The organism is Methylocaldum sp. GT1BB, assembly GCF_051027545.1.
GTDB lineage: Bacteria > Pseudomonadota > Gammaproteobacteria > Methylococcales > Methylococcaceae > Methylocaldum.
On record NZ_CP194902.1, the window covers coordinates 1220702 to 1243118 of the forward strand.

The window sequence follows — 22417 nt, forward strand, 5'->3', positions numbered from 1 at the left end:
TATGCAACGAATCGCGAATTACATTGCCGGCGAACTCGTTCCGCCCGTCTCCGGCCGCTATCTCGAAAACATCGAACCGGCCACCGGCCGTTTGTTTTCGGAAGTGCCGGACTCCGATTCCGCCGATATCGACCGCGCCGCAGCCGCCGCAAGGACGGCGTTTCCCGCCTGGGCCGAGGCTCCGCTGGAAGAGCGATCCAGGCTGCTGCGCCGGATCGCGGATCTCATCGAAGCCAAGGCGGACGCGCTCGCCCGCGCCGAATCGGTCGATGCCGGAAAGCCTCTGAGCGCGGCGCGCCAGGTCGACATCCCGAGAGCCGCCGCCAATTTCCAATTCTTCAGCTCAGCCATCCAGCATTTCTTCTCCGAATCCCATGCCATGGGAAGCCAAGCGCTGAATTACACGCTCCGCGTGCCGCTCGGCGTCGTCGGCTGTATTTCGCCGTGGAACCTCCCGCTTTATCTCTTTACCTGGAAAGTCGCGCCCGCGCTGGCGGCGGGAAACACGGTCGTGGCCAAGCCCTCGGAACTGACGCCGATGACGGCGTTTTATCTCTCGGAAATCTGCCGGGAAGCGGGGCTTCCGCCGGGGGTTCTGAACATCGTCCACGGCACCGGCGCCAAGGCCGGGCAACGCCTGGTCGAGCATCCGAACGTCGAAGCCATCTCCTTCACTGGCGGCACTCAGACCGGAGCCCGGATCGCCCAAACCGCGGCCCCGCGGTTCAAGAAGCTCTCTCTGGAACTGGGCGGCAAGAATCCGAACATCATCTTTGCCGATTGCGATTTCGAACGCGCCGTGAGCACCACGGTCCGCTCGTCCTTTTTCAATCAGGGCGAAATCTGTCTGTCGGGGTCGCGGATCTTCGTCGAACGGCCGATCTACGAAACGTTCAGGGACGAATTCCTGCGACGGACCCAGGCGCTGCGCGTGGCCGATCCACTGAGCGGAGACTGCGACGTCGGCGCGCTCATTTCGGAAAGCCACCTCCGCAAGGTGCTGTCCTACATCGATCTGGCGCAGACCGAGGGCGGGCGGATCCTGACCGGCGGCAGGCAGGTGCGTCTTGAGGGCCGCTGCGAAAACGGATTCTTCGTCGAGCCGACCATCATCGAAGGTCTCTCCCCGGACTGCCGGGTCAATCAGGAGGAAATCTTCGGCCCCGTGGTCACCCTGATGCCTTTCGATGGCGAAGACCAAGCGGTCGAGTATGCCAACAGCACGATGTACGGGCTTTCCGCCACAGTCTGGAGCGAAAGCCTCAAGCGCTGCCATCGCCTGGCGAACCGGATCCATTCCGGGGTGATCTGGATCAACTGCTGGCTGCTCCGCGACCTCCGGACGCCTTTCGGCGGCATGAAGCAATCGGGCGTGGGCCGGGAAGGCGGCTTCGAGGCGCTCAAGTTTTTCACCGAAGCCAAGAACGTCTGCGTTTATCTCGGAGGATAGCGCGTATGGCGGGTCAGCGTATCGACTCGGAAAAAGCACCGGAACCCGTAGGCCTCTATCCCCACGCCAGGCGGGTGGGGAATCTCTTGTTCCTGTCAGGGGTCGGGCCGAGAAAACGCGGAAGCAAGATTATTCCGGGCGTCGAGCTGGACGAGGACGGGAATATCGTTGCCTACGAAATCGAGGCGCAATGCCGCTCGGTCTTCGAAAACGTCCGCCTGATCCTCGAGGAAGCGGGCTCCCGTTGGGACAAGCTGGTGGACGTCACCGTTTTCCTGACGAATATGGAAAAGGATTTTCCGGCTTACAACCGGCTTTACGCGGAATACTTCAGGACCAATCAGCCTTGTCGGACGACCGTCGAAGTGTCGAGGCTGCCGACCCCCATCGCGATCGAGCTGAAGTGCATCGCGACCATCGAATGAGAACGGAGAATCGCCGTGAGAGAACTCAAGCCTTTCAACTTCCGCGAGTGGATAGCCGAACACCGCCATCTGCTTAAGCCCCCGGTGTGCAACAAACAGGTGTTCGAGGACGCGGAATTCATCGTCATGGTGGTGGGCGGCCCCAACCGGCGCAAGGATTATCACTACGACGAAGGCGAGGAGTTCTTCTACCAGATAGAAGGCGACATGGTTCTCAAGATCATGGAGGACGGAAACCCCAAGGACATCCGCATCCGGGAAGGCGATATCTTTCTGCTTCCGCCGCGCATCCCCCATTCCCCTCAGCGCTTCGCCGACACGGTGGGGCTGGTCATAGAGCGAAAGCGAGGACCGGCGGAAAACGACGGTCTCCTATGGTACTGCGACAACTGTTCGAATTTGCTCTACGAGGAATATTTCCACCTCGAAAACATCGAGAAGGACTTGCCGCCGGTTTTCGAGCGGTTCTATTCCAGCGAGGAAAACCGGATGTGCAAGAAGTGCGGGACGGTGATGGAGGCGCCTTGAATACACACTCGCGGCACACGGTAGGATGGGCAAAGGCCGGTGGTAGTCTGTGCCCATTACTTCGGCCCTCAGTTCCCTCTCCCTCCGGGAGAGGGTTAGGGTGAGGGGATCGAAACTAGGTTTTCTTCCGATGAAACAACTGGCCCGAACGCTACGAAAACAACAGACCAACGCGGAGAAATTATTGTGGAGCTGGTTGAGAAACCGCCAGCTGGAAGGTTGCAAGTTCCGTCGGCAACAACCCATTGGCCCCTACATCGCAGATTTCCTCAGCCTAGAACCGAAGCTGATCATTGAACTCGATGGTGGACAGCATTCCGAGCAACAGGAACAGGACAATCAGCGAACCCGATACTTACAGGCTTTGGGTTATCGGGTGTTGCGGTTTTGGAATCATGAAGTGCTCGGCGATCTTGAGGCAGTGTTAGAGGCAATTCGGATTGCCATAGTTGTTCGATCCCCTCACCCCATCCCTCTCCCGGAGGGAGAGGGAGAAAGACCGGTACTTCGTAAAAAGGAAGGGGCTTGAGAACGGCTCATTATTAGGCACATGGAAAACAAACATGCTCAAAATCGACATCCATACCCACATCCTGCCGAAGAACTGGCCCGATCTTCGGGAGCGGTATGGGTATGGCGGATTCATTCAGCTCGATCATCACCGGCCGGGCTGCGCCCGCATGCTCAGGAACGGCGAATGCTTCCGGGAAATCAGGAGCAACTGCTGGGATGCCGGGACCCGGCTCAAGGACTACGATGAATTCGGCGTGCAGGTTCAGGTGCTTTCCACCGTGCCGGTCATGTTCTCTTACTGGGCGAAACCGGAGCATACCCTCGACCTTTCGAAACTGCTGAACGATCACATCGCCAGCGTTGTCGCCGAGTTTCCCAAGCGCTTCGTCGGGCTGGGCACCCTGCCCATGCAGGCGCCGGAACTCGCAATCGGGGAGCTGGAGCGTTGCGTCCGCGATCTGAAACTGGCGGGCGTCGAAATTGGCACCCACGTCAACGGCTTCAACCTGAACGAGACGCTTTTCTTTCCCGTCTACGAGGCGGCGGAAGATTTGGGAGCGGCCCTCTTCGTCCACCCTTGGGACGTTCTCGCCAACGAGCGCATGAAGAAATACTGGCTGAGCTGGCTGGTCGGCATGCCCGCGGAAACCGCCCTGGCCATCTGCTCGATGATTTTCGGCGGCGTCTTCGAGCGATTTCCCCGGCTTCGTGTTGCGTTTGCCCACGGCGGCGGGGCGTTCCCGGGTACTTTCGGCCGTGTTCAGCACGGATTCGAGGTGCGCCCCGATCTTTGCGCCGTGGACAATGCCGTGGAGCCTGCCGAATACCTGGGGCGCTTCTATGTGGATTCATGCGTTAACGATCCACGCCTCCTGAGTTGCCTGATCGATCTTTTGGGCGCGAACTCGATCGCCCTCGGCTCCGACTATCCGTTTCCGCTGGGCGAAAACCGGCCCGGCAGGATGATAGCCGAGATGGCGCTGCCGCAATCGACCAAGGCGCGGTTGTTTCACGGCACTGCCCTGGAATGGCTCGGTCTCACAGCGGAATCCTTCGTATGACCGCCGTTGATGTCCATATCGGACGACGGATCTTCCGTATCGACTCGGCGAAATACTTCGATCTTTCCGTTCACATCGACGGCGGCGTCGAAGGACTCAGCGCCTTCGGGGTACCGCCCGCCGGAGTGCAAACGGTGGAAAACGCCTGGTTCGTCGGCGACACCCGGCGCGGCGGCAGCTGCAATGTGAGGGAATACCGTTTCATCCCCCATTGCCACGGCACCCATACCGAATGCGTGGGCCATATCGTGGATCAGGACGTATCGGTAACGGCATTTCTGAAGGATGCCTGGATTCCTGCCACCCTGATTTCCGTGAAGCCGGAAAAAGGCATGGATTGCCCGGAAAGTTATATCCCCGGCAAAGCGGAAGGCGATGCGCTCATTACCCGGAGGGCGCTAGTCGAAAAGTTAAGAACGCTGGATGACGAAGATTTTCACCAAGTGCTCGTCATCCGCTCGCTGCCCAATTCACCGTCCAAGAGAACACGGCAGTACTTGGCGACGCCTTATTTTTCCAATGAGGCGATGGCGGAAATCGTCCGACGCGGCGTCAAGCATCTTTTGGTGGATATGCCGTCCGTCGACCGCATGGAAGACGAGGGCAGGCTGTCGAATCACCGCCTTTTCTGGGAGCTGCCGCCCGACGCCCACGATTTGAATCGCTGCAAAGCGCCTTTTCGAACGATTACCGAACTCATCTTCGTGGGCGACGACATTCGGGACGGTTATTACCTGCTCAATCTTCAAATCGCGCCTTTCCGCGGCGATGCGGCACCCAGCCGGCCGCTGATCTTTCCCGTGGAGGTTCCATGAGGTTCGAAGCGCACCGATCTCTCGCCGAGGCGCTGGACCGAGCGGATATTCTTGGTTCGTACCGAAGCGACTTTCACATCCCGAAGCGGGAAGATGGCTCGGAAGAGATTTATTTTTGCGGCAATTCTCTGGGACTTCAGCCGAAATCGGCGCGGCGCTACGTGGAGGAGGTGCTGGCCGCATGGGCGCGGATGGGAGTGCGGGGACACTTCGAGGGAGATCATCCCTGGCTGCCTTATCACGAGTTCGCGACGGAGAAACTGTCCCGGTTGGTGGGAGCCCTGCCCGTCGAAGTGGCGGCGATGAACTCCCTGACGGTCAACCTTCATCTCCTGATGGTGAGCTTTTACCGTCCGACGCCGGAGCGCCATAAGATCCTGATCGAGGAACACGCTTTCCCGTCGGACCGCTACGCCATGGCTTCCCAAATCGCCTTTCACGGCTTCGACCCGGAAGAGTCGCTGATCGAAGCCAGGTCCCGTCCGGGCGAAGTGACTCTTCGCACGGAGGACATATTGGAGCTCATCGAACGGGAAGGAGACGGCATCGCGCTGATCCTGTGGCCGGGCGTTCAGTTCTACACGGGCCAAGCCTTCGCCATGGACGAAATCGCTGGAGCGGGGCACGAGAAAGGCTGCGTGGTCGGGTTCGACTTGGCCCATGCCGTGGGCAATCTGGTCTTGAAACTCCACGACTGGAACGCGGACTTCGCCGTCTGGTGTTCCTACAAATACCTGAACGCGGGACCCGGAGCCGTCGCGGGCTGTTTCGTCCACAAGCGGCACGCCGAACGCTTCGATCTTCCCCGCTTCGCCGGCTGGTGGGGGCATGACAAATCCACCCGGTTCGTCATGCCGCCGAGGTTCAGTCCCTTGCCCGGGGCCGAAGGCTGGCAGCTCAGCAATCCGCCCGTTCTCTCCCTGGCGCCCCTGCTTGCGTCCCTGGATCTGTTCGATCGAGCCGGAATGACGGCGCTGCGGACCAAGTCGGAATCATTGACCGGTTATCTGGAACGCCTGCTCAAGGAACGGTTCGACGACGAGATCGCCATCCTCACGCCGCCCGCCACCGCCGAACGGGGTTGCCAGCTTTCGCTCAGATTGAAGGACGGCAAGCGGGTGTTCGAAAAGCTGAGCGCTTCCGGGATCGTTTGCGACTGGCGGGAGCCTGACGTGATCCGCGTGGCGCCGGTCCCGTTTTACAACCGCTACATCGAAATCTTCGATTTCGTGGAGCGGCTCAAGGGAGTGATCGAACATGCGGACTAAAGTTATCACCCTGATCGGCGGAGGGCTCGCCGGATGCCTACTCGCCATGTTCCTGGCCCGGCGGCGGTTTCCCGTGCGGGTTTTCGAGCGCTTGCCGGACATGCGTAAACACAGGATTCCGGCGGGGCGGTCGATCAACCTCTCGCTGTCCACCCGCGGCATCCATGCCCTGAAGGAAGTCGGTCTATACCGGAATATCGAAAAACATCTGGTCGCCATGCCCGGCCGCATGATCCACGACAGGGACGGAAAGCTGCTCTATCAGCCCTATGGCAGGGACGAATCCGCCGTTCATTATTCGGTGGAAAGGGCCGCGCTCAACAAGATCCTGCTCGATGGGGCCGAAGCCGCCGGGGCCGAGCTTTTTTTCGGCGAAAAGTGCGAAGGACTGGATTTCGAAAACCGGCATCTGCTGCTCCGGCGTGAAGACGACGATAACCAGCGCATTCTGCCTTTCGATACGCTGATCGGCACCGACGGCGCGGGTTCCGCGGTGCGCCAGGCCATGATCGTACAGAAAGGCATCGACTGCCGAGACGAGCACCTGCCGCACGGCTACAAGGAGCTGGCCATCCCGCCAGGACCCGAAGGCGCTTTCAGGCTGGAAAAGAACGCCCTGCACATCTGGCCGCGCGGCGGCTTCATGCTGATCGCCCTGCCCAATCGGGACGGCAGTTTTACCGCCACCTTGTTCCTGCCCCATTCGGGCCTCGAGAGTTTCCGGACGCTCAGCGACGAGGGCGCCATCCTGCATTTCTTCGAAACCGAGTTTCCCGACGTGCTTCCCCTGATGTCCGACCCGGTTCACGATTTTCTGAACCATCCCACCGGGACCTTGGGCACGATTCGCTGCTTTCCCTGGCATGTCGGCGATCAGGCGCTGATTCTGGGCGATGCCGCCCACGCGGTGGTTCCCTTTCACGGGCAAGGGATGAACTGCGCCTTCGAGGATTGCGTCGTTCTCGACCGGTTGCTCGATGAACACGATAACTTCGAAAGCCTTTACCGAAACTTCGAGGCCCAGAGAAAGCCGAATGCCGAGGCCATCGCCGACATGGCGCTGGAAAACTACATCGAGATGCGCGATTCCGTCCGTGACCCCAAGTTTCACTTGCGGAAGCACATCGAATGGCTGCTCGAAGAGCGCCACCCGGCGAGATTCATCCCGCGCTACGCCATGGTCATGTTTCACCGCATTCCCTATGCCGTCGCCAAAGAACGCGGCGACGTCCAGGCCGGCATCATCGAGCGTTTGTCGGAATCCATAAACCGGGTAGACGACGTAGACCTCGACCTGGCCGACCGGCTCGTCACGGAAAGCTTGCCGCCCTTGGCCGCAATGCCATCGCGGTCTTGATGGCGGGCGGGCATCAGGTGCGCCCCGCACTACCCGCACATCACCCAGCGAGGCTGGCGGCCACCCACCGACGCGAGCGGCACGACCATCGAGCATTGGTCCGGCGGGTTACGGCGCACGGAAAGCATGGTGATCAGCGGCCAGCGGATGCCGGCGTGCGCCTAACCCGCCCTACGACATCCTGGTTTCCGTCAACCGCCGAAAGAGCAGTAGGTATCCGGAACCAATGGATTGATCGGCAATTCAAATCTAGAACTACCCCGATCCGATTTATCTCCGATAGATGGCTCGCAAGGAGGTGTTATGCGATTCCGGAACAAGGCGATTTCAAGCAGCGCTGCCCGTTGGTTCCTCGGCAGCTTTGTTTTTCCCGTGGCCGTAGCGGCCGCTCAGACCAACGGCAAACCGTTGGATGCCGTTGCCGAGGCGCAAACGCCGCGAGCCGCTCCCTCTTCCCGGCCGGAGTCGCAGAAATCCGAGCATGACCGCTCTGGTGCTTTTCGCGCCCCCCATGCCCAGCCTTCCTCGAACGCCTTTGGCGGCCAGCCCGATCAGGGCAAGGTGCTGGGCTTCGATTTCTACCGCGATCCCCTCAATGCCAAGAGGCCCATGCAGACTTTCGAGGAGATCATGCAGGAGGACAAGGCGGCCAAGCCCAAGATCACCGCCGATCAGCGAAAACTGCTGGAAAGCCGCTATGATCTGACCCCAAGACTCCATCGAGAGGCGAAAATGTCGCGGGGTAAACCCATTCCGGTAGGTCCCACCGCGCGGCTGCGCAACGGTATGACCTGGGACACGCTGGCCGCGATGACGCCCGAGGAGATTCGCGAAAAGGGACTCTTCCCTTATCCCGCCCTGCCGCATCCGAAGCAAGCCACCGGCGGCCAGGTCTTCCCGAAAATGCAGATCGAGATGTTCCCGCGGCTGGAGCGCTTCGATGTGGAATTCGATCTGCCGGACGCCTTTCTGCCGGAGTTCCCGCCCGCCATGTTCCTGCAAAACCGGCCGGAACTGGGTGACGTATCCCGGGGCGAGGTCGTCTCGATCAACAATTACTATGCGCTTTTCAAGGACCTGCTGACGCCCGTTCAGCTCGACGGCCTGCGCCTGCTGCTTACGCCGTTTCCCCAGGAAGAATTCAATCCCACCGACGACCGGAAAAGCGAACAGCCGAGCCTAGGCGTCACCTGCCTCGATTGCCATATCAACGGTCATACGACCGGACAATTCCACCTCAATCCGGACAACCGGCCGCAAGAGCGGCGCCTCCGCCTCGACACGGTCAGCCTGCGCGGCGTGTTCAATCAACAACTGCACGGTTCCAAGCGGAGTCTCCGCTCGGTCGAGGACTTCACCGAATTCGAATTCCGCACCGCCTATTTCAACGGCGATCCCATCCACGCCATGAAGAAAGGTTTTACCCAGTTCGATCGGGTGCAGGTTTCGCACATGGCGCAGATGCAGAACATGTTCGACTTCCCGCCGGCGCCCAAGCTCGACGTTGCCACCGCCAGGCTCGACCCCGCCAAGGCCACCGAAGCCGAGCGCCGCGGCGAGGAAGTGTTTTTCGGCAAGGGCAAATGCGCCGAATGCCATGTGCCGCCCGTCTATCTCGATGACCGCATGCACGATCTTCGCCTCGAACGCTTCGTCAATGAGGCGCCTCCGGGACCGATGAAAACGTTCACCCTGCGCGGCATTAAGGACAGCCCGCCCTACATGCACGACGGGCGCTGCCTGACCCTGGAGGACACGGTGGAGTTTTTCAACCTGGTGCTGGGGCTCAAATTGAACACGCAGGAAAAGTCGGACCTGGCGGCGTTCATGCGGGCGCTGTAAAAATCGCCTTTTTCCAAGCGCTTGAAGTTTAGATTGGTTCCCAAACTCCCGTTTGGGAACCCAAAGCGAGAAGTTCCCGCTTCTCGATTCGACTGCGGTTTCGAGAAGCGGGAGCTTCTCGGGTATGGCTCCCAAGTAGGAACTTGGGAGCCAGCGAATCTTAGGTCATCATTGGCTTCTCTCCGGCACAATGCCGAAGCCGGCGCTGTGAAGCGCGGCGAGCAGTGTTGTCTGTTCGTCTGCGGCGAGCGGCAATAGCGGCGGCCGGGGCGCAAGCCAGGCGGGATCGCCCGTCTGCGCGGCGCGAATCGCCTTGAATGCGGGAACGAAAGGGTAGCGCAGGACGATGTCCAGGAACATACGGACTCGCGTTTCGTCGTCCGGCGGCACGTCCGGCTTGAGCAGTGCTGCGATAAGGTCCGGAAAGAGGTTCGCGATGCCGCAGATGGTTCCGGCTCCGCCGGCGCGCATCAGACGCGGCAGATGCGATTCGTGGCCGAGCAGGATCGAAAGCTGAGGCACGCGTTTCAACAGCCCGGCGGTATGTTCGAAATCGCCGCCGCTGTCCTTCACCCCTGCAATGATGCCGGGATAGGCGGCCGCCAGCCGGGCGACGACTTCCGGCCGGATCGACACGGCCGAGAGTTGCGGGATGTGATACAGATAAATGCGCAGATGCGTATCGCCCACCGTATCGATCAGCATCGAGTAGTAACGGAACACCGCCTCGTCGGTCAAATTTTTCCAGAAGAACGGCGGAAGGATCAGGCAGCGCGGGCAGCCGGTTTTCAGCGCGTGCCGGGTCAGCGCCAGGGTGTCGGAGAGTGCGGTGCATCCGGTGGCGGCGAGCAGACGGTCTGGCGCGATGCCGGTAGCCAGCAGCGCCTCAAGCCCCTCGCAGCGCTCGGCCACCGAGAAGGAGGGACCTTCGCCGGTCGTGCCGAACGGCACGATACCGTCGACGCCTTTCGCGAGCAGTTCCCGCACCAGTGCGGCGAGTCTCGCATGATCCACGCCGCCGTCCCGGCCGAGCGGCGTCAGCGTTGCACACCAAAGTCCGCGTATGGGAGCGGGTTCCGTCATGGTGAAGTCCTCCTCGGAATCCGGGTGAGGATGCGCCTATCTTATTAATCAGGCCCGTAAATACCCTCCTGGTATTTCGGGCCGCCGCCCAGGCCGGTACACGCCCGGCCTGGGCTCACGCGGCTTGTCGCCGCGCCGGGGCATCCCTGCCCCGGATTAACCCGGCCTATATTTATAGGCCGGGTTAATAAGGAAGCTCTGATTAAGTCCTTCGACAGGCTCAGGACGAACGGAATCCACTTGTTCAGAGCTTCCTTAAGTACGCACCGACTGCCGCGCGTTTCAGGAAAGGTTACCGGGGAACCATGGTGAAATCTACGGGATGGAGGTGCCGGCGGATCTTGTGGGTCCCTCGCCCGTTGCCGTCGGCCACCAGGTTTTAACTCCATTCGGCATCCGAGTGAACATTAATTGTAGGATGGGTAGAGCGAAGCGAAACCCATCGATGGTGGGTTAGCCCCTCGGCTCCGCTCGGGACAGGCCCTTCGACAGGCTCAGGACAGGCTCCGCGTAACTCACCGATTGGAATAAGAGGCAGAATCCATGAACGAAGACCAGGGAAAGATTACCGTCTATTACGATGGCGCCTGCCCGCGCTGTGTCCGGGAGCGCCGCCGCTACGAGCGGCTGGCGGGAAAAAGCGGCGAGCGGGTCTGTTGGTTCGATATCACGGGACGGGAGGACAGACTCCGCGAGATCGGCATCGATCCCCGCAAGGCCCTGACCGAACTGCATGTCCGCGACGAAAACGGGCGGATCGCGTCCGAGCTGGATGCTTACATCCTATTGCTGGAGAGAGTCGCGTTTCTAAGACCCTTGGCCTGGCTGATCGGACTGCCGGCGATCCGCCCGCTGCTGGCTCGTCTCTATCACAAAATGGTAATCCGCCGGTTGAAAAAGAGCGGGCGGCTGTAGTGGGCTCGCCGAGCACTATCGCTCGAAGAATCGGGCTTTTTCTTTCGTTCAATCCCTCTGCCCACCATCGGACGAGCCATGCCGAGAAGCAAACCTGTCGCTCACGATTGACCGCACAGGGATACTATTTGACCTGATCGCCGCCGTCGATCGGGTCATCGGCAGAGCCGGTGCTTTTCATGGCGCATTGCGGAGCGTCGGCTTCCGTAGTCATCCCGCCAGGCGGAGGGTCTTCGCAGAAATCCTTAGCCACGGTCACGCCGGTCGGTTGCACGATGCCGGGATCGGTGATGGACGTCAGCAGGGTCCCGGTGTTCGCGTCGTACACCCTCAAGGCATCGGGTTGCGAGACGTACAATTTCGCTTTCTTCGGATGCAGCGCCATCTGATCCATTCCGTAGAATTCGGGAGCGTTGGAAATCGGAACCGAAAACAGCGGTTCGTTGCTGAAGGTCGCGTTCTTGGCGTCATAACGATAGACGTCCAGGAAACCCGCATCTCCCGGGGATTCGCCGTTACTCCGGGCAAAGGCCCGGTCTTCTGCAAAGTCGACCAAACCGGAAATCCCGGAGGATGTGCCGGATAATGCGCGCATGTCGACCCGTTCCAGTCCCGGAATCGCAAACGACGTTATTTCGGGAGCGCCACGGGCGATGACGAGGCCCGATCCGCCGTCCGGAGCGCAGAAGACATTATTGGGTTCGGCGAAACCGAGAGACAGCATCTCGCCGGTATCTCTCAAGGTCCCGGTGTCGCTGAGCGTGAGCCGGCGCACCGTTGCATCGGCGGACGAGGTGGCCAGTACCGAGCCGTCGCTGCAAACCTCGACCGAATTGGTATCGGTACCCACGGACAAGGTGCTGATCTCGGCCTGTTTGGCGATGTCGATGACCGAGATCGGCTGAGTGAAGAGGCCATCGGACACCAGCAGGAACTTCCCGTCGGGGCTGATCGAGAGATCCTCGCCATTGTTGGCGATGGGAATCGGATTCGTGCCTTCGGCGAGGCGGGGAGGCGACGCGGTCAGGTCGATGACGAAGACTTCGCTGTTGAAATTCGTCACGAATCCCCGGGTCTGATCCGGCGTGATGAGAACGTCACCGATCGCCAGGCCGGCGGTCGCTATGGTCACCGATCCCAGTACGGTGTCGGTATCGGCATCGAATATCGTGACCGAAGCCGTGGTGTTGTCCGCCACCATGCCGAGAGCCCTTGCGGACGCCGAAGGCGCCTGTAAGGCCGGGACCAAGATGGCACCCATGAGAATCGCTGCCAGGCCGGTCCTTTTCCTGTAATCGCTGTTCATGTGACTTCATCCCTGCTGTTGCGATCGAGCGATGGCCGCGGTTTTTCGATGCGCGGAATCCGCTCCTTGCTGCGCTTGTTTGGTTAATGAGACTTGTCCTTGGAAAAGGAGTTGCACGCCGAGGCCAATCCTTCAAAAACGGCCCGATGACCAACTTCGAAAGGAACATGCGAAACCCGTGTGCGCAGAGTGAGTTTCCGCAGCCGAGAGAGCGATCGCTTTCGGGAGTGTCCCGTTATGGTGCGCGCTCCCCTATTTTTGTGCGCCGGATCGATATGCTGCCGTATGTCCTTGGCATACAAGATATTCCCCGCAATCGGCCCGATTCCGGGTAATCGCGTCGACCGGTTCTCTGCGCTTACGCATGGCATGCATTATGTATTCTCGTCATGGAGTGCTAAACGGGGCACGAATCAACGGACAACGGCGTCCATCGGCGGTCATTACGACCCCGCTGGACGCTTTTTTTTGCCCGACGATCGCTCAGGCTGCAAACAGCTCCTAATTGCAAGGGAACATCCATGTACAACGTGCTTCGGCCAGCTATCGTTTTGCTGAGCCATCTTCGCTTTCCTTATAAATTTCTGTTCATCGGTCTGATCTTCGTCCTGCCGCTTGCCGTTTACCTGTACCTGCTGATCGTCGAAATGAATGCCGGCAGCGCATTCGCCCGCAAAGAGCGGTCCGGCGTGGAATACCTGAGGGCTTTGCAGCCTTTGCTGCAGGATTTTCCGAAACACCGCGGGATGGTTTACGCCGCACTCAACGGCGACCGGTCTTTCGACGACGATATTCGGAACTTGCGAGCCCGCATCGAGGAAGCTAAAGCCGCGGTGAACGAGATCGACAGTCGGCTGGATTCCACGTTGCACACCGCAACCCGATGGAATGCCGTGAAACAAGCGTGGAATCGTCTTGCGAATCAATCCGCGGGCGCGGATGCGAAGGAAAATTTTGCCGCCCACACGTCCCTGATCGCCGGCTTACAGGGGCTGATCGGCCACATCGGAGAGACCTCCAATCTCGTCCTGGATCCCGTTCTCGATAGCGCCTACCTCGCCGATGCCGCAATCCTCAAACTTCCGGCCCTGATGGAGAACCTGGGGCAGGCGCGGGGCTTGGGCACCGGAATGGCCGCTCGCCAGGCGAACGACCCGGACGAGAAATCCCGCCTGATCATGCTGAACACGCTTATCCTGGAAAATCAGCGCGCCATCGAGCGAGGCATGGACGTCGTTTTCCAGACCAACTCGTCGGTCAAGCCCGCGCTGGCTGCCGGTCTCGAACAGAGTCTCGTTCGTCTCAAGACTTTCCTGGATTTACAGTGGAACGAGCTGATCTCCAAAAATTCCATCGTGATGGCGCCTTCCGACTATTTTGCCGCCGGAACCCGCGCCATAGACGCCCAGTTCGCCCTCTACGATGCGGTTCTGCCCACGCTGGATCGCTTGCTGGAGGAGCGTATCGCCGCCTTTGACGCCAAAAACCGTCTGGTCGTCGTGATCGCCGTCACCACGGCTTTGCTGTCCGTCTATCTATTTGCCGCCTTTTATCTGTCGGTACGGCAGACAGTCCACACTTTGGTCAGCAGCGGCCGGCGTCTGGCCGCCGGTGATCTGACCGCGAAAACGCACATAAACTCGCGGGATGAGCTGGTGCAGGTGGCGGACGGCTTCAACGGCGTCGCCCGCGAGTTCAGCCGCTTTATTGCCGGCGTAGTCGCATCGGCCGAGGAATTGAGCAATGCCGCGAGCGAACTCTCCGGCGCCACCGAGCGGGTCGCCTACAGCGCGAATCTTCAGTCCGACGCAGCCGGAAGTACGGCGGCTGCCATGGAGGAGATGACGGTCAGCATCGGCGAGGTCGCCCGCCACGCCGGCGAAGCGGAGCGGATTTCCAGCCGGGCCAGGGAATTGTCCGCGCAAGGCGAGATCGTCGTCCGCCGCACCGCCGGTGAAATGGAAAAGCTCGCCGACTCGGTCCATCAATCCTCCGAGATGATCACGGCGCTCGGCGCGCGCTCCAACGAAATCAGCGCGATCGTCAAGGTCATCGCCGAAATCGCGGATCAGACCAATCTGCTCGCTCTCAATGCCGCTATCGAGGCGGCCCGCGCCGGCGAGCAGGGGCGCGGTTTTGCCGTCGTCGCCGACGAGGTCCGGCAGCTCGCCGCCCGTACCCGCCATGCGACGGACGAAATCAGGCAAACCATCGTGTCCATCCAGGACAGCATCGACCGGGCCGTGAGCGCGATGCGGACCGGCAGCGAACAGGTCTCGGCCGGGGTTTCACTGGCGACCGAGGCGGCGAGCTCCCTCGCATCCATCCATGAAGGCGCGTTGCAGACCGTGCAGAGCATCACGACCATTGCGGCTGCCACTCAGGAGCAAAGCGTCGTCAGCCAGGATATCGCGCAGCACGTCGAGCAAATTGCCGGGAAGGCCGACGAAAGCACGACGGTTGCCCAGGAAACGTCCGCCATTGCCCGGCATCTCGAACAACTGGCAGCGAACCTCAAGACGATGGTTCACCACTTCCAGATTTGATTCCGCATCCGTAGAGGAGATTCTCATGTTTCCGATTCTGACCGGCCTGACCCTGTTACTGGCTTTTCTGGTGCTCCTCGTTGCCGTCGAGCAGCGATTCGAGAGAGCGCTGCTCGACCGTAAAGCGGCCGGTATCCTCCATTTGCGCCGAACCACGGAATTGATGATCAGTCTTCAGCAACACCGGGGCATGGCCAATTCCTGTCTGAACGGAGATACGGCTTTCCGGGCGCGTCTGCCGTCCGTTCAGAAGAACATCGAAGAGCAGTTGCGGGCGACAATGCCTCTCGCCGACGAAGGTGCCGATGCGCATGCCGGGCAGTTGTCCCGCTGGCGAGCCATTCACGATTCCTGGCAGGAACTGAAACGCGGGCTCTTCGACCTCTCTCCCGCGGAGAGTTTCGCCGCCCATACGCGGATCATCAGGGAAGTCCTGTGCCTCATGGAGGAGGCGGCGGATGGCTCCGGGATAATGTTCGATCCCGATCCGTCCAATCGGTGCATGGCGGCGATTCTGGTACGCCGGCTTCCCGAACTGATCGAGCAGATCGGGCAGGGACGCGGCCTCGGGGCGGGGGTGATCGCGTCCGGAAAATGCCCGCCGGTGTTCCGGATCAAACTCGGTTTTTTGGCCCATCGCATCGACGGCCTCCTGAACGAGATCCAGACGGCGCTGCGGGACCTTTCTCCACCGACTGGGCTGGATCTGCAAGCGGGTTTGGCAACCAGCCGCGAATCGACCCGAAAATTCGTGAATCTCCTCAATGAACGCATCATTCAGCCGAGCCGCATCGAGCTCAAGCTCAAGCCCTATTTTGCCGAGGCGACCCGGGCAATCGAGGCCAATATCGCTCTGATCGATCAACTCATGGATACGCTCCACGGCGTATTTGCCTTGCGAGCCAACGAACTGGCAAGGCCGAAGCGCTATGTGCCGTTGTTCGCCGCGGCCGTTTCGATCCTGGTTGCCCTTGTTCCATTGACAAGGCTGCTGCCTTAAGTCCGTATCGGGAGATTCCCGAATCGTTGTAGGTCGGCAATCCCTTGCCGACAAACCTGCCTGCCGGCCCGTTAGTGTCGGGAAAGTATTCCCGACCTACAACAGGAGGGAGCCACACCAAACCGAAAAATCTCCCAGGCTCTTTTCCCCGGTGCGGAAGGCACAAGACGCGTGAATCCCGTTCGCTGCGCTGCAATGAATGGTCCGAACCGCGGTCGAAAGAAATAGTTCGCGTGTCCGTGAATCGGAAGATGAAGCGATACGGATCACCGTGCATGCACGGGTTATTGGCAATCATTTTGTCGCTCCTGGTGTTCGCCAGCGGGAGTAGAGCGGATATGAAGGCTTTTGTCGGCGGTACCCTGATCGATGGAACCGGCGGCGCGCCACGCGCCGATGCCGTAATCGTGGTGGAGGGCGAGCGAATTGCGGCGGTGGGAAACTGGGGCGAGATACCGATTCCTCCCGAAGCGCGGGTAATCGACGCGAGCGGGAAATGGATCGTTCCCGGCTTGATCGATGCGCACATACACTTCTTTCAATCGGGCGGTCTTTATACCCGTCCGGATGTGATCGATCTGCGGGATGTTCGCCCTTATGCGGACGAGATCACCGGGATCAGGCAGCGCATCCCCGACACCTTGTCTCGATACGTGGCGAGCGGCGTGACCTCGGTGGTGGACGTCGGCGGTCCGTTCTGGACCTTCGAGGTACGGGATCTCGCGAGGCGGACCGAACGGGCGCCGCGCGTCGCGGTGGCGGGACCCTTGATCGCGACTTATTTTCCGCAGGAACTCAAGGCCGAGGATCCGGCGCTGATCAAGGTCGATTCTGCCGAGGAAAGCCGCGCCACGGTGCGAGAGATTTTGGCGCGCAAGCCGGACCTCATCAAAATCTGGTTCATTCCCTTGCCGGGCCGGAGTCTTGCGTTTCAGACCGCCATAGTGCAGGCCGCGATCGAGGCGAGCCATGCCGCCGGCACTCGGGTCGTGGTGCACGCGACCGAACTGGAGACCGCACGGGCGGCGGTGCAGGCGGGTGCGGACATTCTCGCCCACAGCGTGGAGGACCGCCGGGTCGACGAGGCCTTCATCAAGCTACTGAAGGATCGGAACGTGGTGTACGTGACCACCCTCGTCGTCAACGAGGGTTATCAGGAGGTGCTGGGACGGAAGGTTCGGCTGACCGACATCGAACGCCGCCTCGGCGATCCCGAGGCGATCGCGACGTTCGACGAGCTGGCTAGCCTGCCCGTTTGGAAAAAGCCTTGGGCTTACCACTGGTTCAGCCGGGATATCGCATTCTGGAATCTGAAGCGTTTGCAGCAGAGCGGCGTGACCGTCGCCGCCGGGACCGATGCCGGCAATATCGGCACCTTGCACGGGCCGGCGCTGCACCGGGAGTTCGAGCTGATGGCCGAGGCCGGCTTGTCGCCCGAGGAGATTCTGACTGCCGCGACGCAAGGCGGAGCTCGCGTCATGGGGCGAAGCGCCGAATTGGGGACCGTGGAGCAGGGCAAAATCGCCGATTTCGTGCTGCTCGACGCCGATCCGCTGGCCGATGTCATTCATTTGCGCCGCATTTTCCGCGTGGTCAAGGGAGGGGCCGTTTTCGATCCCCGAGCGTGGGACGAGCAAAAGCCGTCGATGCGATCCCGGCTTTGAAACGAACTTCGAACAAAGTACGCTGTTGAATTTCGAGGAGATATCCATGGAAGCCAAACCGAAAATTCTCGCTTTTGCCGGCAGTACGCGAGAACGCTCCTACAACAAAATGCTGGTGCGGATCGCCGCGGCAGGCGCCCGTCGGGCCGGCGCCGAGGTGACGGTGGCAGACCTGCGCGATTTTCCGATGCCGATCTATGACGGTGACTTGGAGAGCCGCGATGGCATTCCCGCCAACGCCCTGAAATTCAGACATCTGATGATGGCGCATCAGGGGCTCTTGATCGCTTCGCCCGAGTACAACAGCTCGATTTCGCCGCTCCTCAAGAACACCATCGACTGGATATCCCGGCCGGTCGGCGGCGAGGATGGCCTGGCGCTTTTCCGGAACAAGGTCGCCACCCTGCTGTCGGCTTCGCCCGGAGGCTTCGGCGGTCTCCGCGGCCTGGTTCACTTGCGGGCGATCCTGGGCAACATCGGTGTCATCGTCCTGCCCGACCAATTGGCGGTGGCCAAGGCTCACGAAGCGTTCCAGCCCGAGGGCACGCTGACCGATCCCAAACAACACGCCGCCGTCGAAGCCTTGGGGGCAAATCTCGCCGCCACTTTGGCGAAATTGCATGGACAGACCCTAATGCCCGAGCCGGAGGAGCGTCGGCACGATCTGAGCCGAATCGGGTAAGGTTCGGCCACAGAGCGAGAAAGGCCGAGCGGTCGTGGAACAACAACGCCTTGGCTGTCTTCATGCCGCTACGCGCCGTATTTCAGCATACGCCTACGGCGAATCGAGCGGGCGGAATACCAGGTAGAACTGCGTCTCCGTTGCCATGGCTTCGAGGTAGATGCCCCGGCGGGTGTACGGCGCGGCGGAATCGGGGACGGTGCCCACAAACACCCGCTGCAGCTCGGCGCCGGCGATCGCCAGGGCAAACCGGCGGCCGGCGCAGTCGAGCGTGCCGCTCCAAGTGCCCGCCGCCGCATAGGCGGTCCAGTCCTTCCAGTAACCGAAGGCCGTCGCATTCGGCAGCGATGCCCCTTCCGCGACAGACGGCCGGTCGGCGGTCACGGCACAGGGTGTGTTCAGGACCACACCGATCGCGTGCGGCGTGTCCGAGCCGGTGGTCACCCCCACCTGATCGATAAAGTCGCCGGCGCCGATGGCGAGCCGCCGGGTTGCGGTCACGCCCGGACGATAGCTCGGATGGGACACCGCCGCGAACGAGCCGTCCGGCGCGACCTCATCGAGCTGTCCCTCGGACGGCCAGGGATTTTGCCCGTCGCCGTCGACCAGCGGCACGTTGTGCGCCGGTGCCCGGCTGAAATAGCCCTTGTGCAGCGGCGAGCCGTAGCCGACCGTGCCGGCGTCTTTGAGAAGCCAGGTGTCGCCGTATTGCAGTTCATAAGTGAGGGCTTCCTGCTGGGCATGAAACCGGGCTTTCTGGCCATAGCGCAACAGGGCATGCCAGCCGTTCTTCACGAGCTGAACCGCATCGAGACCCGGCACCGGTCCCGACGCCAGGTCGGGCAGTACCGGCATCGAATCGACCGGCTTGGGCGGATCGAGCAGGGTGTCCCAGCTCAGCTGGCCCTTCGCTTCGTCCAGCCCGAGCCAGGTCGGCAACACCCGGCGGGAGGCCGCCCACAACTTGCGGTTCGGCGCCTTGCGATTAGGCGGCGAATCGTTGAGGGTCGGGGCGTCTTCATTGGCAAAGCGCACGGTCACCGGAGAAATCATCAGGTTCTGCGCGATCCAGAGTTCCCGGGCGAACTCGGCCAGCCGCCCGCGCAACGAGGCGCCGACCAGCAGCTCCACCAAGGCCTGAACCGTATACTCCTGATAGGACAGGGAGTGCTCGTACCAGAACCAGTCCGGCGAGACGCCGGTCGCCAGGAGCGACGGAAGACCTAAGGCCGAATGCTTGCCGAAGCCGATCAACTCGGGTTGTTCGAACTCGAGTCCGATCAGCGTCACGGCCGCGGCATGCCAGACGGCGATGTTGTGGACCTCGCGCGACGACGCCATCACATTGGCCGCCAACGGCAGGAACAGCCCCTCGCGCCAGTGGTCGGCGCGGGCCGCCGGGACATGGGGTTTCAGCAGCCGGACCGCTTCGATCAACACCAGGGCGCGGGTCGCTTCGTCCAGACTCTGATTCATCAGCTGGGCTCGGCCGTTCCAGGTCTGCAACGGGAAGCCGCGGTAGGCGTCGGCGTAGAAATCGAGCTGCGAAGCCGCCCAATCCAAGTAGCGCGTATCGCCGGTCAGGCGGAACAGTCGGGCGGCGTCCAGCACGCGATCGATGTTGTAGATCCGATTATGGGCGATCCAGGCGGCGCGCAGCTTTTCGTGGCCGGGCTGGTCGGGCGGTATCGGCTGATCGGGGGTCCAGTGGAGGAGAACGCCCGTGTTCGGATCGACGTAGTCGTGGATCCAGCCGGCGACCCAGTCCGCGCTCTCGCGGGGCGTGGTCATCCAGTGATCGATCCAGTCGGTTCGCTCCTGCAACCAAGCCGTCCAGCGAGGATCCTGTGCCACGCGCCGGCGGGCCGCGTCCCAGTACTCACGGGCGGCACGGGCCGGTGCATAGCCGCCTTCGCCGGCCTTCAGCGTGGCGAAAGCAGATTTGCTTTCGTCATTGCTAGGCAGCCCTGACAACGGCGGGGTTTCTCCGACGGCCATGGGATTGACAAATACCCCCGCTAGCGCTAGAGCCAGCCTGCTCCATAATCGGAAATCTCTCATGCTTGAAGCACTCCCTTGATGGTCATGGATGAAAAAACTGTCGTGAATTGCCCGGGAAGTTAAGTTCGATTTCAGCCGTCTTAATGCATCGAAAACGGGTAATATAATGTATGCGGCGTGCCGGGATTGCCTTTGCCCGTACTGTTTTGCTATTTCGCGGGATACCGAGTCGTATATTCGGTATGCAGCGTACCATGGAAAGAAACAGCTTCTTTTTTATCATGGCCGACACGGTTCTTGTTACCTTTAAGAGCTCTGTTTTCAAGTCGAAACATTTCTGCCGGGATTATTATTTTTGCCGGCCGATTTCGAATCGGAAAGGTTTCGACCTGTACCTCGAAAAATCGCGGCTTAAGGTATATCGAATGTGTTGTAGCTTTACTGAATCCGTTTCAGTCTATGCGTTGCCGGACCGGTAGCAATCGATGATGATTTTCGGTGTCGCACATTGCGAGAACTCTATATTCGGTTTTTACAATGCGCTTTATATTCGTCGTAGGACTTACTTTAAAGGGAAAGTCTTTTTTATATCGTGACTCGACCCACAAAACCGAAAGCGGACAGATTGTCTTGTAGATATACTCGGCGGACAGGACGAATTCTCGACGATTTACAACTCGGTTTGGAAAATGAAGATAATCGATAACTGGCTGGCAAACGCGAGGCGGCTAGAGAGTTGCAATTGCGACGACAGGCCCGATTCAGGGGATATTTCGCTGGTGGTGATACATGGCATCAGTTTGCCTCCGGGCGAGTTTGGCGGCAACTGGATCGACTGTTTGTTTACCAATACCTTGGAACCGACTGCCCACCCTTATTTCGAGCGCATACACGGCTTTCGGGTATCGGCCCATGCGCTCATTCGCCGCGACGGCGAGATCGTTCAATACGTTCCGTTCCACCGGCGCGCTTGGCATGCCGGGATTTCGAACTATGAGGGGCGGGAGCGCTGCAATGATTTCTCGATCGGCATCGAGTTGGAAGGGGCCGACGATATTCCCTATACCGACCGGCAATACGAGCACCTGGCCGATTTGCTCTCCGCCTTGCTAGCGAATTATCCGGGCTTGTCACCGGACCGGATCGTCGGTCACAGCGACATCGCTCCGGGACGCAAAACCGATCCGGGCCCGAGTTTCGATTGGGAAAGGCTTTACCGCTTGCTGTCCGCAAGAGGTTTTCAGCCGACCGGAGGCAGAGGCATTCTCGTCTGAGGTGAAACCGTCGTAGGCGGGGATGAGGCGATAGCCGTTCCCGGTAAATGCGCCTTACTCCGGGAATGCTGGGCTTGTTCCGGTCTATGATCCAGCAGGTCGGAAATCTTTTGCATGCAAAGCCGATTGCCCGTCCGTTGTGTCGGGAAAGGATTCCCGACCTACTTGGCTATCGTTTATAGGCCGGCAATCCCTTGCCGGCAAATAGGTCTACACCAGGCTGGCCGTCGACTGTCGCGGTCTCACGGAGTCGATCAGCAGCATCGCTACGCCTATGGTGATCGCGGAATCGGCCACGTTGAAGGCCGGCCAGTGCCATTCTCCATAAAACACGTCGAGAAAATCGATAACGTATCCGTAAATGATGCGATCGATGAGATTGCCCAGCGCGCCGCCCAGAACCAGCGCCCAGGCCGCGGCTTCCCAACGTTGGCCCTTGCCGAGCCGGCTCAGCCAATAGCAGATCGCGCCGCTGGCGATGACGGCCAGGCCGATGAAGAACCACCGCTGCCATCCTCCGGCTTGGCTCAGAAAGCTGAACGCGGCGCCCTGGTTGCGTAGGTAAGTGAGCTGAAAAAAAGGCAGCAGGCCGACCGACTCGTAAAGTTCCATCGAGCGATCGACCAGTTGCTTGGTGAGCTGGTCCAGGCCGACGACCAGCGCGGAAAGCCAAAGCCAATTCAACAT

At 60.5% G+C, this 22417-nt stretch carries 19 protein-coding genes; 15 read left to right on the forward strand and 4 right to left on the reverse strand.

The features are described 5' to 3' along the window. Window position 1: 1 nt before the first annotated feature. The 9 genes from ACR2TX_RS06695 to ACR2TX_RS06735 all read left to right on the forward strand — a co-directional run bounded on the left by ACR2TX_RS06695 (window position 2) and on the right by ACR2TX_RS06735 (window position 9259). On the forward strand, window positions 2–1450 hold the full coding sequence (locus tag ACR2TX_RS06695; RefSeq protein ID WP_086133724.1) for an aldehyde dehydrogenase: 1449 nt from the start codon (window positions 2–4) through the stop codon (window positions 1448–1450). A gap of 5 nt (window positions 1451–1455) precedes the next feature. Then, a complete protein-coding gene (locus ACR2TX_RS06700; protein WP_434110854.1) occupies window positions 1456–1875 on the forward strand; it encodes a RidA family protein in 420 nt (139 codons plus the stop codon). 15 nt (window positions 1876–1890) lie between these two features. Continuing rightward, window positions 1891–2403, forward strand: a complete 513-nt coding sequence (locus ACR2TX_RS06705) for a 3-hydroxyanthranilate 3,4-dioxygenase (RefSeq protein ID WP_434131613.1) — start codon at window positions 1891–1893, stop codon at window positions 2401–2403. A gap of 130 nt (window positions 2404–2533) precedes the next feature. Then, window positions 2534–2932: an endonuclease domain-containing protein gene (locus tag ACR2TX_RS06710; RefSeq protein ID WP_077730916.1), complete on the forward strand. Its 399-nt coding sequence runs from the start codon at window positions 2534–2536 to the stop codon at window positions 2930–2932. Window positions 2933–2966: 34 nt separating this feature from the next. Beyond that, window positions 2967–3977 (forward strand): amidohydrolase family protein, encoded by a 1011-nt coding sequence (locus ACR2TX_RS06715; protein ID WP_434131614.1) that lies wholly within the window; start codon window positions 2967–2969, stop codon window positions 3975–3977. Next, window positions 3974–4792 (forward strand): cyclase family protein, encoded by an 819-nt coding sequence (locus ACR2TX_RS06720; RefSeq protein WP_434131615.1) that lies wholly within the window; start codon window positions 3974–3976, stop codon window positions 4790–4792. The genes ACR2TX_RS06715 and ACR2TX_RS06720 overlap by 4 nt, the downstream gene beginning before the upstream one ends. Continuing rightward, window positions 4789–6060 (forward strand): kynureninase, encoded by a 1272-nt coding sequence (kynU, locus tag ACR2TX_RS06725; protein WP_434131616.1) that lies wholly within the window; start codon window positions 4789–4791, stop codon window positions 6058–6060. Before ACR2TX_RS06720 ends, kynU begins: the two co-directional genes overlap by 4 nt. Continuing rightward, on the forward strand, window positions 6050–7417 hold the full coding sequence (locus ACR2TX_RS06730; protein ID WP_434131617.1) for an FAD-dependent oxidoreductase: 1368 nt from the start codon (window positions 6050–6052) through the stop codon (window positions 7415–7417). The genes kynU and ACR2TX_RS06730 overlap by 11 nt, the downstream gene beginning before the upstream one ends. A 303-nt stretch (window positions 7418–7720) precedes the next feature. Further along, complete coding sequence (locus ACR2TX_RS06735) at window positions 7721–9259, forward strand: cytochrome B6 (RefSeq protein WP_434131619.1); 1539 nt, start codon at window positions 7721–7723, stop codon at window positions 9257–9259. Window positions 9260–9427: 168 nt separating this feature from the next. Here ACR2TX_RS06735 and ACR2TX_RS06740 read toward each other — a convergent pair whose 3' ends face one another. Then, window positions 9428–10342 (reverse strand): dihydrodipicolinate synthase family protein, encoded by a 915-nt coding sequence (locus ACR2TX_RS06740; protein WP_434131620.1) that lies wholly within the window; start codon window positions 10340–10342, stop codon window positions 9428–9430. A 543-nt stretch (window positions 10343–10885) separates the two neighbouring features. On the opposite strand from ACR2TX_RS06740, the gene ACR2TX_RS06745 reads away from it, so the two are divergent. Further along, window positions 10886–11257: a thiol-disulfide oxidoreductase DCC family protein gene (locus tag ACR2TX_RS06745; RefSeq protein ID WP_347259099.1), complete on the forward strand. Its 372-nt coding sequence runs from the start codon at window positions 10886–10888 to the stop codon at window positions 11255–11257. A gap of 124 nt (window positions 11258–11381) precedes the next feature. Here ACR2TX_RS06745 and ACR2TX_RS06750 read toward each other — a convergent pair whose 3' ends face one another. Continuing rightward, window positions 11382–12563 (reverse strand): hypothetical protein, encoded by a 1182-nt coding sequence (locus ACR2TX_RS06750; RefSeq protein WP_434131621.1) that lies wholly within the window; start codon window positions 12561–12563, stop codon window positions 11382–11384. A 521-nt stretch (window positions 12564–13084) separates the two neighbouring features. On the opposite strand from ACR2TX_RS06750, the gene ACR2TX_RS06755 reads away from it, so the two are divergent. The 4 genes from ACR2TX_RS06755 to ACR2TX_RS06770 all read left to right on the forward strand — a co-directional run bounded on the left by ACR2TX_RS06755 (window position 13085) and on the right by ACR2TX_RS06770 (window position 18455). Then, complete coding sequence (locus tag ACR2TX_RS06755) at window positions 13085–15109, forward strand: methyl-accepting chemotaxis protein (RefSeq protein WP_434131622.1); 2025 nt, start codon at window positions 13085–13087, stop codon at window positions 15107–15109. Window positions 15110–15134: 25 nt separating this feature from the next. Beyond that, window positions 15135–16109, forward strand: coding sequence for a nitrate- and nitrite sensing domain-containing protein (locus tag ACR2TX_RS06760; RefSeq protein ID WP_434131623.1), 975 nt, complete (start codon window positions 15135–15137; stop codon window positions 16107–16109). A 338-nt stretch (window positions 16110–16447) separates the two neighbouring features. Further along, complete coding sequence (locus ACR2TX_RS06765) at window positions 16448–17773, forward strand: amidohydrolase family protein (protein ID WP_434131624.1); 1326 nt, start codon at window positions 16448–16450, stop codon at window positions 17771–17773. A 46-nt stretch (window positions 17774–17819) separates the two neighbouring features. After that, a complete protein-coding gene (locus ACR2TX_RS06770; RefSeq protein WP_434131625.1) occupies window positions 17820–18455 on the forward strand; it encodes an NADPH-dependent FMN reductase in 636 nt (211 codons plus the stop codon). Between the two features lie 93 nt (window positions 18456–18548). Here ACR2TX_RS06770 and ACR2TX_RS06775 read toward each other — a convergent pair whose 3' ends face one another. Further along, window positions 18549–20516 (reverse strand): heparinase II/III domain-containing protein, encoded by a 1968-nt coding sequence (locus tag ACR2TX_RS06775; RefSeq protein WP_434131626.1) that lies wholly within the window; start codon window positions 20514–20516, stop codon window positions 18549–18551. Between the two features lie 629 nt (window positions 20517–21145). Here ACR2TX_RS06775 and ampD point away from each other — a divergent pair. After that, window positions 21146–21730, forward strand: a complete 585-nt coding sequence (ampD, locus tag ACR2TX_RS06780) for a 1,6-anhydro-N-acetylmuramyl-L-alanine amidase AmpD (protein WP_156881127.1) — start codon at window positions 21146–21148, stop codon at window positions 21728–21730. A gap of 210 nt (window positions 21731–21940) precedes the next feature. Here ampD and lspA read toward each other — a convergent pair whose 3' ends face one another. Then, window positions 21941–22417, reverse strand: a complete 477-nt coding sequence (gene lspA / locus ACR2TX_RS06785) for a signal peptidase II (RefSeq protein WP_133717956.1) — start codon at window positions 22415–22417, stop codon at window positions 21941–21943.